This is a genomic window from Pseudoalteromonas sp. D15MCD-2, assembly GCF_038562745.1.
Lineage (GTDB): Bacteria > Pseudomonadota > Gammaproteobacteria > Enterobacterales > Alteromonadaceae > Pseudoalteromonas.
In genome coordinates, this window is the sequence record NZ_JBCFQE010000001.1 from 612,007 (window position 1) to 624,224 (window position 12,218).

The 12,218-nt window shown below is 42.6% G+C and carries 10 protein-coding genes; 5 read left to right on the plus strand and 5 right to left on the minus strand.

Going from position 1 to position 12,218, the window contains the following annotated elements:
• Nucleotide 1 precedes the first annotated feature (1 nt).
• From AADY36_RS02790 to AADY36_RS02805, 4 genes are all read left to right on the plus strand, one after another.
• Entirely contained in the window at nucleotides 2-622 is a 621-nt protein-coding gene (locus tag AADY36_RS02790) for a LysE family translocator (RefSeq protein WP_054560994.1), read from the plus strand.
• A 7-nt stretch (nucleotides 623-629) separates the two neighbouring features.
• On the plus strand, nucleotides 630-1,145 hold the full coding sequence (locus AADY36_RS02795; protein WP_054560993.1) for a gamma-glutamylcyclotransferase family protein: 516 nt from the start codon (nucleotides 630-632) through the stop codon (nucleotides 1,143-1,145).
• Nucleotides 1,142-2,689, plus strand: coding sequence for a serine hydrolase (locus AADY36_RS02800; RefSeq protein WP_054560992.1), 1,548 nt, complete (start codon nucleotides 1,142-1,144; stop codon nucleotides 2,687-2,689). The genes AADY36_RS02795 and AADY36_RS02800 overlap by 4 nt, the downstream gene beginning before the upstream one ends.
• A 68-nt stretch (nucleotides 2,690-2,757) precedes the next feature.
• On the plus strand, nucleotides 2,758-3,678 hold the full coding sequence (locus tag AADY36_RS02805; RefSeq protein WP_054560991.1) for a histone deacetylase family protein: 921 nt from the start codon (nucleotides 2,758-2,760) through the stop codon (nucleotides 3,676-3,678).
• Here the strand turns inward: AADY36_RS02805 and AADY36_RS02810 are convergent.
• Nucleotides 3,675-3,968: a hypothetical protein gene (locus tag AADY36_RS02810; protein WP_285220655.1), complete on the minus strand. Its 294-nt coding sequence runs from the start codon at nucleotides 3,966-3,968 to the stop codon at nucleotides 3,675-3,677. The two genes, AADY36_RS02805 and AADY36_RS02810, sit on opposite strands and share 4 nt — an antisense overlap.
• 78 nt (nucleotides 3,969-4,046) lie before the next feature.
• Between AADY36_RS02810 and AADY36_RS02815 the strand changes: the two genes are divergently transcribed.
• Complete coding sequence (locus tag AADY36_RS02815) at nucleotides 4,047-6,551, plus strand: EAL domain-containing protein (RefSeq protein WP_055196725.1); 2,505 nt, start codon at nucleotides 4,047-4,049, stop codon at nucleotides 6,549-6,551.
• Here AADY36_RS02815 and AADY36_RS02820 read toward each other — a convergent pair.
• The 4 genes from AADY36_RS02820 to AADY36_RS02835 form a co-directional block, all read right to left on the minus strand.
• Nucleotides 6,548-7,357, minus strand: a complete 810-nt coding sequence (locus AADY36_RS02820) for a DUF2797 domain-containing protein (RefSeq protein ID WP_054560988.1) — start codon at nucleotides 7,355-7,357, stop codon at nucleotides 6,548-6,550. The two genes, AADY36_RS02815 and AADY36_RS02820, sit on opposite strands and share 4 nt — an antisense overlap.
• A gap of 46 nt (nucleotides 7,358-7,403) precedes the next feature.
• The gene (locus tag AADY36_RS02825; RefSeq protein ID WP_342408471.1) at nucleotides 7,404-9,902 is read right to left on the minus strand and encodes an EAL domain-containing protein; all 2,499 of its coding nucleotides are present in this window, start codon (nucleotides 9,900-9,902) and stop codon (nucleotides 7,404-7,406) included.
• 94 nt (nucleotides 9,903-9,996) lie between these two features.
• Nucleotides 9,997-11,283: a phosphoribosylamine--glycine ligase gene (gene purD, locus AADY36_RS02830; RefSeq protein ID WP_054560986.1), complete on the minus strand. Its 1,287-nt coding sequence runs from the start codon at nucleotides 11,281-11,283 to the stop codon at nucleotides 9,997-9,999.
• A gap of 15 nt (nucleotides 11,284-11,298) precedes the next feature.
• Nucleotides 11,299-12,120, minus strand: coding sequence for a class I SAM-dependent methyltransferase (locus AADY36_RS02835; RefSeq protein ID WP_342409259.1), 822 nt, complete (start codon nucleotides 12,118-12,120; stop codon nucleotides 11,299-11,301).
• Nucleotides 12,121-12,218 lie beyond the last annotated feature (98 nt).

Genomic DNA, 12,218 nt, shown 5'->3' on the forward strand with positions numbered 1-12,218 from the left:
AGTGCAATATTTAGATGAGTTTTTATTGATAGCCATAGCTCACTTTTTTGCGGTAGCAAGCCCAGGTCCTGACTTTGCAATTGTACTAAAGCAAAGTATTCAACAAGGTCGTAAAAATGCGCTTTGGACCAGTGCTGGGGTTGGTGCGGCTATTTTGCTGCATATTGCTTATTGTGTATTAGGTGTGGCATTAATTTTATCCCAGTCACCTAGCTTATTCATGGCCTTAAAATACCTTGCAGGGGCTTATTTGGCATATTTGGGTGTGCAAGCGTTACGAAGCGCAAAACCTAGCGATAGTAAACAGCAAACCCTTGCCCCTGCCGAGCCTGAATCGGTGTATAAAGCATTTCGACGCGGTTTTTTTACCAATGCCCTTAATCCCAAAGCAACACTGTTTTTTATGTCGTTGTTTACTCTTGTAATAAGCCCTGAAACACCTGTTGTAGTGCAGGCTGGTTATGGCGTGTATATGGCAATGGCGACTTGGCTGTGGTTTTCATTTTTATCATTGGTGTTATCAAAAGCATCAGTGCGAGCATTTTTCTTAAAAAGCGGATACTGGTTTGATAGAGGCATTGGCGTGATCTTAATTGCCTTAGCTATTCGCGTTGTTGTGTGAGGTAAGTATGACGCTATATAACTTTTCATTTGGTTCAAATATGTCATCGAGCAGATTGCTGGCAAGGCTGCCTGAAGCAAAGCGGGTAGGCACAGCTATTTTAAAGGGCTATGAGCTGACGTTTGATATGGTAAGTACCGACGGCTCTGCAAAGTGCAGCGTGCGCAAAACAGATCAGGCAGATGCCTTGGTATATGGTGTTGTGTATCAGTTAAACGAAGCTGAAAAGTCGATTCTTGATGATATCGAAGGGCCGCGTTATGACTGTGTAGATATCACCGTTGAACTCATTGATGGCGAGCAACTTGCTGCCCATTGTTATATTGCTAATACCTTAGATGAGTCTTTACTGCCATTCGACTGGTATCTTCAGCATGTTCATCGCGGAGCGCTTGAAGCAGGTGTACCAAATCATTACAGTGAAGCAATACTCGCAAGACCAAGTTGCGATGATCCAGATAAAACCCGAGCAGCGAAAGAGTTCGCTATTCACAACAATAAAAATCACCAAGGGATATTATGATATTTCGTAAATTAGCCGTTGCAGCGGCGCTGTTATCGAGCTGTTCGTTTTACAGTTATGCCGATATTGATACTAAAAAAATTGAAAAAGTAATCGAAACGTCAATGGCACGTTTTGACGTACCGGGTATGGCTGTAGCGATTGTTGAAAATGATCAGGTCGTGTTAGCAAAAGGTTTTGGTGTATCTCACCTTGATACCGGTAAAAAAGTAAATAAAGACACCTTATTCGGTATCGCGTCAAACACCAAAGCATTTACCGCAGCAGCGTTAGCTAAATTAATTGATGAAGGTAAGCTTAGCTGGGATGACAAAGTAATTGATCATCTTCCTGAGTTTCGTCTGTATGACCCTTATGTAACACGTGAAATGACCATTCGCGATTTATTAAGCCACCGTAGCGGTTTGGGTTTAGGGCAAGGCGATTTAATGATTTGGCCAGATACTGACAAATCGATTGATGAAATTATCGCAGGGCTAAAATACTTAAAACCGGCGAGTAGCTTTCGCAGTAAATACGCCTATAACAACTTAATGTTTGTGACAGCAGGTGAGGTGGTAGCCCGTGTGTCTGGCATGAGCTGGAATGATTACATCGAGAAAAATATTCTTCAGCCACTTGATATGAAAAACTCACGCGCAGGTTTTTCACGTATCCCTAGTAGCAATAAAAACTGGGCGACGGGTCATATTCCAATGGATGGCCAACTACACCCATTTTTTGTGAACTACCTTGAAGATTTCCGTGGCGCTGGTGCGATTGCATCAAGCGTAAGCGACATGAGCCAATGGCTTCGCACGCAGCTTGCTCATGGCAAAATGCCAAATGGCCAGCAGTTATTCACTGAAAAACAGCAGCAACAAATGTGGCATCCACACATTACGTCAATGGCATCAAAAAGTGCTTATGAAGCTTACCACCAACAATTTAGAGGTTATGGTTTAGGCTGGAGCATTGAAGATTTCCACGGCATTAAAAAGCTAGGCCATGGTGGTGGTATCTTAGGCATGGTGTCTCAAGTGACATTATTACCTGAGAAAAACCTCGGTATTGTTATTCTGAGTAACCAGCAAGCATTCAGCGCGCTCTCTGCGGTGACTTACGAAGTATTAGAAGATGCATTAGATCTTGAAGACAAAGACTGGGTTGAAGATCTTGCTAAAAAGCACTTTGAAGGTAAAAAAGAAGCTTACGCAAACGCAAAACCAGAAACACCTGCAGATTATCAAGCGAAACTACCAAACATCAACTACACAGGCACACTGCACGATAACTGGTATGGTGATGTGGTAATCGAGGAGTTAAATGGTCAGCTACGTATTGATTTTACTCATACAAAGCGTTTGAAAGGTCAGCTTGAGCATTACACCGGCAATACATTTATTGTTAAGTGGGATGAAAAGTTACTTGAGGCAGATGCTTACATTGAGTTTCAAATGAGCCCTGATAACCGAGTGAGTAGTGCAAAAATGCGCGCTGTCTCAACGGCGGTCACAGACTTTAGTTTTGACTTTAGGAATTTAGATTTACGCGCTAAAAAGTAAACCAAAGTCGCAAAGCCACCATTAGGTGGCTTTGTTATACTGGGGGAAAATAATTCAAGGAGCGTATTATGAGAACGGCAGTTATCTCACATCCATTTTGTCGTAAACATAAAATGATTGAGGATCACCCCGAATGCCCTGCGCGTTTAGATGTGATCACCGACCGCTTGCTAGCAAGTGGTGTTGATATAGCAATTACTCACTTACAAGCTCCTAAAGCCAGCCGCGACGACTTTTTACGTGCTCATGATGAACCTTTGGTAAGCCATGTAGAGCAAACAATTCCCGATGAAGGACTTGCTGAATTAGACGGCGATACATGGCTGTGCCCAGATTCAATGAAAGCAATTGAACGAGCCGTTGGTGCTGGATTACTCGCCGTTGATGAAATCCTTGCTGATAAACTGGATGCCGCATTTTGCTCGGTTAGACCGCCAGGGCATCATGCAAACCGTAGCACTTCTGCAGGTTTTTGCGTTTTTAATAACCTAGCCATTGCCGTGAAATACGCGCAAAGCAAAGGTGTTAAACGTATCGCTATTTTGGACTTTGATGTACACCACGGTAATGGCACGCAAGATATCTTTTTAGATGATGACAATGTGTTGTTTTGCTCTTTGTTTCAACACCCTTTTTACCCAAATACTGCGGTTGAAAATAACGCGACTTTAGTTAACTCACCGCTGCCAATTGCCAGTGATGGTAATGACTTAAAAGCTGTTTACCTTGAGCAGTGGCTGCCAAAACTCAATGAATTTAAACCTGAACTGTTGTTTATTAGTGCTGGCTTTGATGCTCACCTTGAAGATGACATGGCAAGCCTGAAATTTGTTGAAGACGATTACGCATGGCTAACCACGCAATTAGCTGAGTTTTGTCAGCAGCAAGATTGCAAAGGGATTATCTCTTATCTTGAAGGGGGCTATGCTTTATCAGCTCTAGGTCGTAGTGCCGTTGCGCACATTAAAGCGCTGGTGGATGCGCCTTAATCTGCCAGCATCGCAAAGGCTTGCGTTGGTGTAAGCCGAGTAACCTTACTTAAACAGCATACTCCCTCTTGTGCTAAGTGCTCAGTCACTCTATTAGCAAGCTCTATATCAGTTAATGCTTTCACGCTTTCTCCCTGCAAGTTGACATACTGCCCTGTTGCCAAAAGTAGCATCGCTTCATGTTGCTGCTCTTCACTTAAGCCATATAAAAAGCTTTCTATATCGGCTTCGTCTTCAACTAAGGCTAATTCATGGTCTGAAAAAATAATCTTAGGAAATGATGAGTGCATTTATTGTCCTGCGTCAAAGTTGCATAGGTTGAAATGATTATAATTGCCAATTCATGTAAGAACTAGGAAAGTCGACTTATGAATCAACCAAGACGACATCAAAAGGTGAGTGATGTCTTTTCGCAAAAGCTGGTATCGTGTCCTGCGCATACGCCTTTGGTCGATGCGGTGAGGTTGATGCATGTTCACAATGTGACGGCGATTTTTATCAAGCATGAGCAGTCTGTTGTTGGGATTTGGACTGAGGCTGATTGTTTGAAAATTGACATCAGCAGCCCGCTCTATAAGAACCTTGCCATTCACGAGGTCATGTCGGCGCCTGTTATTACAGTGCCGAATCAATGCTCTGTCAGTGATGCAACCCTACGTTTTCAACAGCATGGCATTCGTCATTTATTGGTGATGGATAGCGAGAATCAGCCTGCAGGTATGTTAAACCTTTCGGATATTGTGCATAACCAAGGTTTGGACCACTACCTACAATTTCGACCTATTCATGAGCAGTATCGCACTGACCTAGAGATAGTTGATGCGCAAACACCGATAGAAGAGGTTGTGCAACTGATGCGCGCAGGCCGCCTTGATAGTGTACTGGTTTATAACCGAGAGCTTGAACTGCACGGTATTATTACTCAGCGTGATATTGTTGAGCTGATCATTCAAACCGAGTGGCTAAATCCTTGTTGGCAATATGCTAGCTACCCGTTAATTGAAATTGATTGTGAAAGCAGTTTATTTGATGCGTATCGCACTATGACAGAGCGTAATGTGCGTCATTTAGTGGTTCGAGATGATGAAATTTGCGGGGTGATTTCATTTGCTGATTTGATCACAGAGATTGAGTCAGCTTATTGCTGCGAGCTTGAACGGGCCATAGAGCAGCGTGATATTGCTTTGCAAAAGTCACAACGTAACCTATTTTTAGCAAATAAAATTATTGATGCCTCACTCGATGGCATTATGTTAACCCGTAAAGACGGCACTATTATTCAAGTTAACCCTGCTTTTACTAAACTGACCGGCTTTGCTGAGCATGAGGTAATCGGTAAGCGTCCCAATATTTTAAGCTCTACAAAACATAGCCGTTCGTTTTATCAAAAAATGTGGCATGCCATTGAATACGAAGGGGTCTGGCAAGGGGAGATCTGTAATTGCAAAAAAGATGGAGAAGAGTTTGTAGAGTGGCTCACCATTATCCAGATTAAAGACCCTAACTTTGATGAAGTGCTTTATGCGGCAATTTTTAGCGACATTACAGAGCGCAAACGTGCCGAAGAAAAAATTGCCCAGCTCGCCTATTACGATGAGCTGACAGGCCTGCCTAATCGGCGTTTATTTCATGACAGACTCTCTATTGCGCTGAGTTCTGCCAAACGAAACCATGATCTATTAGCGGTGATGTTTATCGATTTAGACCGCTTTAAAGAGGTTAACGACAGCTTAGGGCATGACGCTGGTGATAACTTATTGCAGCAAGTGGCAGAGCGTATTTTATCAATTCTACCTGAAGGGGATACTCTTGCGCGCTTAGGTGGCGATGAGTTTGTTTTATTATGCGAAGTAAATCGGGTTGAAACACTGCTCAACTTTGCCGAACAAGTTTTGCAGCAGGTGAGTATGCCGCTTGCTATTAACGAGCATGTGGTTGCAATTACAGCTTCTATTGGCGCTGCGGTTTACCCTGATGATGGCGTAGATAGCGCTACACTGCTCAAGCATGCTGATATTGCTATGTACCGTGCTAAAGAAGTGGGGCGTAATTCATTTCAATTATTCAAACCTGCGATGAATGCACGTTCTTTAGAACGATTGGCAATGATGAGCCGATTACAAAACGCCATAGAAAGCGATGAGTTTGAGCTTTATTTCCAACCTAAGCAGGAGTTAAATTCAGGCAAAATTTTAGGGGTAGAGGCTCTCTTGCGTTGGCATGAGCCAAACCTTGGGGTGATATCACCCGCTAAATTTATTCCCCTTGCTGAAGAACTAGGCCTAATTGTGAAACTTGATTTATGGGTCATCGAGCAAGCTTGTAAAGAGTTAGAAAAATGGCAGCAACAAGGCATTGAAGCAGGGCGCTTAGCAATTAATATCTCGGCAAATCACTTACGTCAGGGGCAATTAGCGTCGAATGTTGAGCGCTTACTTGAGCGTTACGATGTAGACCCTCACAAGCTTGAAGTAGAGCTTACTGAAAGTTGTTTTATCAGCCACTTTAGTGAAGCTAAGCAAGAGTTACTCGCGCTTAAAAAGTTAGGTGTGCATATAACGTTAGATGACTTTGGCACGGGCTACTCGGCTTTAAGTTACTTAACTAAACTGCCAATTGATACGTTAAAAATAGATGCCAGCTTTATCGCAAAAGTGCCCGATGAATACGGTAATAGTGAAATTGTTACGGCGATTATTAGCCTTGCGAAAAGCTTGAGTATTCATGTTGTCGCAGAAGGGGTTGAGAAGGTAGAGCAGTTAAATTACTTACGTTCACTTAACTGCGATACCATTCAAGGCTATTACTTTTGCCGCCCAATAGCGAAGCAGCAATGGTATGATTTTTATCTCAATAGCGAAAAAAGTGCCTAAGCTAGGCTAATTTCGTAAGAAGTAAACTTACGAATATTAATGACGCCAGTATCAAAAATTAAGTACTGGCCTTTAATGCCTTTTAAAATACCTGATACTTCTGGTGCTTTATCAAAATTGAAAGAGCTGATTTTGCTTGGGTATTCACTGACTGGGTAGTCTAGCTCAACTACATCTTCATCGAGCTTTTCAATGGCTGTTGCGCCAAATAGCTCTGCAAGTTCACTCAACTTAGCATCAATTTGTGGGATCAACTCTGCAGCAGCAGCTTTTAAATCAATCGCTTCAGATTGACCTTTTAGCATGTTTCGCCAATTGGTTTTATCAGCAATAAATTCGGCTAAGGCAACCTCAACTAAACCCGATTGAAGACGGGTTTGTACTTTGAAGATAGGTAAAGCTTGCGTCGCACCTTGGTCAATCCAGCGTGTAGGAATTTGAGTATGGCGGGTAATACCTACTTTTAGGCCTGAGGTGTTGGCTAAATACACGTAATGCGGGATCATGCAGTTTTCTTCACCCCACTGTGGCTCTCGACAGGTGCCTTTATCAAAGTGGCACGTTTCAGGTTTCATGATACACATGTCACAGCTAGCCAGTTTGCGCATACAGACAAAACAGTGGCCTTGAGAGTAGCTTTTCTTGGTTTTCTTACCACAGTTACAGCAAAAAATATTGCCGGTGAATGTCAGCGTGAGCGGCTTACCAATATAGTCATTTAATGAAACTAGCTCATCACCGATAGGTAATTGATATTCGACAGGAGAGGTCAGTGTCGATTTTAATTTTCTGATCGTACCTTGCATCTTTACATGGCCCCTAAAGATGTTAAAAAGGGCAGTGTAACACGGCCTATTTAAATTGTGAGGCAATAAAGCTTAGATACTCATTAATCGGTACCGCTTTGCTGTAATAATAGCCTTGCCCTTGATCTGCGCCCATCTTGATCAGCATTTTTTCTGTTTCTTGGTCTTCAATGCCTTCGATGGTGATATTCATATCAAGGTTATGAGCCATATCAATAGCCGTTTTTACCACTACCTGGTTGGTGGTGTTATTCACTAAATCAAGAATAAAGCTCTTATCGACTTTAATCGTGCTAAATGAATAATTTACTAAGTAGTTCAACGACGAGTAACCAGTACCAAAATCATCGAGTACCACCTTGCTACCGAGTTTATTAAGTTCGCTGATAAAGCTGACCATTTCATCATGGTTTTTGATAAGCGCAAATTCAGTCAATTCAAACTTTAACTGATCCGCAGTAATGCCATGCTTTAAAATGGTGTTTTCGACTTTTTCGACAAGCTTAGGGATCGCTAGATTCTTGGCACTTAAATTAACGCTAATGGTATGCTCGCGATAGCCTTGTCGATTAAGCTGGGCAGCAGCTAGGCAAGCCTGATCAATCACCCATAAGCTCAACTCGTTAATTAAACCAGTACGTTCAGCCAATAAAATGAGTTGCTCAATGTCCAGGTATTTACCCGCTGTAGGCCAGCGTAACAATGCCTCTGCACCACAGATTGCACCGCTGCGTAAATTAATAATGGGTTGTAAGTAAATGGCTAAGGTATTGCTTCGCATTGCTTGTTGTAACTCGGCGGCAAGGCTTACATCCATATCGATATGCGGTGTATTAAAGTCGATGTTCTGTTGTTTTTGTGACAGACCTAAGTAGCCACGTTGTAGCCAAATATCAAAGCCATCATCACTCACCGGTTCGGTAATGCTATAACGGTAGTAAAGCTGCAGGTCTAAGCCTGCCACTTTATACTGCTTAGGCAGCTGTTTGCATAAGTTGCTCAGTTCTTGGTGCAGCTCTGCTTGCGATTGAATTTTGGTAGAAATAAAAGCCAGTACACCATTGCCTAAGTCAGCTACTTTTGGGCTGTTATCTAACGCCGATTCTAAATTAATAAATTGCCTATTCTTATTAATTTGATGCTCTAGCGATTGGGCAACAGTAATAATTATTTGGCTGCTTTGGCTTGGCTTTAGAATGCTCATTAGGGCATTAAATTGCTCTATTTTCACTAAACAAAGATTAGCGAGTCTTTGCTCCGAGGTAATCGCCATATAGGCTTGTTTGAGCATTGCTTGGTTGAGTAGCTCAGTTTGTTGGGTATGGGTTGCATGATAAAGCGCTTTTTCACGTTGATAACGAACGCGATCTGCCAACGCCATTGCCATAAGCACAATCTCACAGAGAATGGCGACTAAAAATATGTGCCTAACTGCAAAGCTATAAGGAATAAAGCCCGTTAGTTCTAAAGGCTGAATGGCAGCGCCTACAATCAGTGGCACCCACGACATGACATAAAATTTTGCCCACCGAAAACCGCTCACCAACTTTTTGTAAATCATGCAAATACATAGAATGTATAACGGCACCATGATGGCAAAAAAGATTTTTGAAGAATGGTATTCCAGCATAAAAAAGCTGATAAGACTGAGGCTAAACAGCAAGGCTAAAAAGCTGATACTGAGTTTGTATAAGCGGCAATTGTCTTTGTGGTAGCGTAAGAACATGGTGCAAAACGCCACCGTGAAAAATGCAATCGCGTAGTTACTGAAGACCACTTGCTCATTAAAAAAGATTTGCCACGATAACGGCCATAAGTAAAAACCAAAGCCGAGCACTGAGCCCATAAGTAGCAGTGCTGAGATGATGTAGCCTATATAAATAAGGTAGACGCGGTCACGGATCCCTAAAAATAATACTAAGTTATACAAGGCTGCCATGATCAGTACACCAATGAAGATCCCCCAAATTCCTGATTGCGAACGTAGTAGATCTTGAAACTCTTTTTCACCATAAATATTGATAGGCGTTTTGCTAATCCCAACCGTATCAATTTTTATAACGAGTGATGTTTGCTCATAGCCCTGCATGGTGAGCATGCTGTGCGGTGTACTGTACTGAAACAAACTGAGGCCTGATACTTTATCACCCAACTCGGTTGTATCTATAAGCTGTCCCTTATCATTAACATGATAAACGCTAAGATAATCAACCATAGGGTTGTCAAAGTGAATCGCCAGCTCCACAGGCTTTGCTTGACGGTTTTCTAAATCAAGCTTTAACCAATAATCTTGCGCCGCTAAATCCCACTCAACATCTTTAAAAGGGCGCTGTTTAAGTTTGTCTGGTTCAGCTAAAAACTGCTCGAGAGTCAGCGCTTTACTACTATCTATTCGATAAGCTGTATTACTGTAGATGGGGGCTGTTTTATCTATAGTGTAGCGGGTAGGGCTGGCTAAATGTGCAGCTAGGGTAGCAATGATAAAAAACAAAATTGTCAGAATAAGAAATGAAACAAAGTTATATTTCAGTGCTTTATTATTCAAAATTAGTTCTTTATCTAGGCAAATGTTCTTAACAGTGTAGCATTAAAAAAGCGCAGATAAACTGCGCTTTTTTCAGAATTAGACTGGTTTGACCTTAATTCTGTTCGCGAGCAATTGCACGGTAAGCGATATCAGTACGATATTCCATGCCTTCCCAGCTGATTTGTTCAACCAGTTTATAAGCACGTTGTTGCGCTTCGGTTACTGTGTTGCCAAGTGCTGTAGCACAAAGTACACGACCGCCAGCTGTTACTACGTTGTCGCTGTCTTGCTTAGTCCCTGCGTGGAATACTTTCTCACCTTCAGGGTAAGTAACTTGCAAGCCGCTGATTACATCACCTTTCGGGTAGCTATCTGGGTAGCCTTTTGCTGCTAATACAACACCGACTGCTGCACGCGGGTCGAACTCGATTGCTGTTTTATCTAGTTCTTCACGGTTAGCCGCTTCGATAAGCTCAACAAGGTCAGACTTAAGACGAAGCATCATAGGTTGTGTTTCAGGGTCGCCAAAACGACAGTTGTATTCGATTACTTTTGGCGTACCATCAGCGGTGATCATTAAACCTGCGTATAAGAAACCAGTGTATGGGTGGCCTTCTTTTGCCATACCTTCAACCGTTGGGTTGATCACTTCGTTCATAATGCGTTGGTGAATTTCATCAGTCACCACTGGAGCCGGTGAGTATGCACCCATGCCGCCAGTGTTCGGACCTTGGTCACCGTTGTAAGCGCGTTTGTGATCTTGGCTAGTTGCGAATGGCAGTACGTTTTTGCCATCAACCATCACGATGAAAGAGGCTTCTTCGCCTTCTAAGAACTCTTCGATAACTACACGGCTACCCGCTTCACCAAAGCTGTTGCCTGCAAGCATATCGCGGATAGCTTCTTCAGCTTCAAGCTCAGTCATTGCAACGATAACGCCTTTACCTGCTGCTAAGCCATCAGCTTTAATAACAATAGGCGCACCTTTTTCTTTTAGGTAAGCAAGTGCAGGATCGATTTGTTCAAACGTTTGGTAGTCAGCAGTTGGAATGTCGTGACGTGCTAAGAAGTCTTTAGTGAATGACTTAGAGCCTTCTAGCTGTGCAGCACCTGCTGTTGGGCCGAAGATAGCTAAACCGTTTTCACGGAATGTATCAACGACACCTAAAACAAGCGGTACTTCTGGACCAACAATAGTTAACTCAACGTTGTTTTCTTTAGCAAAAGTAACTAAACCTGCTAGGTCTTCAACGTTGATAGCTACGTTTTCAAGTTTTGGCTCTAGTGCAGTACCTGCGTTACCAGGAGCAACGAAAACGGTGTTTACTTTAGTATTTTGTGCAGCCTTAAACGCAAGAGCGTGTTCGCGGCCGCCACTGCCGATGACAAGTACATTCATGGCGTATAATCCTATTTATAGCGGTTTTTTAAACTTCAGCGTCATACGATCACTCTCACCAATCGCTTTATATTTAGCAGCATCTTTTTCGTCAAGTGCTAAACGTGGTGGTAGTGTCCACACCCCTTTAGGGTGATCCGCTGTATCAAGAGGGTTTGCATTAATGTCACTGCTTGCCACTAGTTCAAAGCCAGCTTGCTTTGCAATTTCAATTACATAGCTTTGCTTCATATAACCTGATGATTTCTGATCTTCGTCGCTGCGCGCTTCAGGTAGGCGGTGTTCAACCACACCTAAAGTGCCGCCTGGTTTAAGTGCTTTATAAAATGCTTTAAACGCACTTAACGCGCCTTCTTTATCTTTACCCATGTACCAGTTGTGTACATTTCTAAATGTTAAGACAAGATCTGCGCTACCCGCTGGTGCAATATCAAGATGTGTTATTGGCGCAAATTCAGTTAGTTTAACTTCACTGAAGCGTGCGTCATCGCTCATCTTTCTCTTAAAACCAGCTAATGAACGTTGGTAATAACCCACCTCAGAATCAGCAGGGAAATGTGCCGCGTAGTAAACACCATGGCCTTTTACAGCTGGCGCAAGAATTTCGCTATACCAGCCACCGCCCGGTGCAATTTCAACAACTGTCATGTTTGGCTTAAAGCCAAAGAACTCAAGTGTCTCAACTGGATGGCGATATTTATCACGTGCGCTATTTTTAGCATCACGTTCGCTTGATTGCACAGCTTGTGTAAGCGCTGATTCATGAGAATGGCTTAAAGCCTGTGCTGATGTCAGTGCAAGGCTGGCAACAAGTAACGATTTTACGGCAAATTTCATCATCTGTTCCTTCATTATATGGGTAATTATTATTATTATTAATCAGAATACGTGAATTTGTGGCAAACAAAAAGGGTTAAGCTATGTGCTTAACCCTT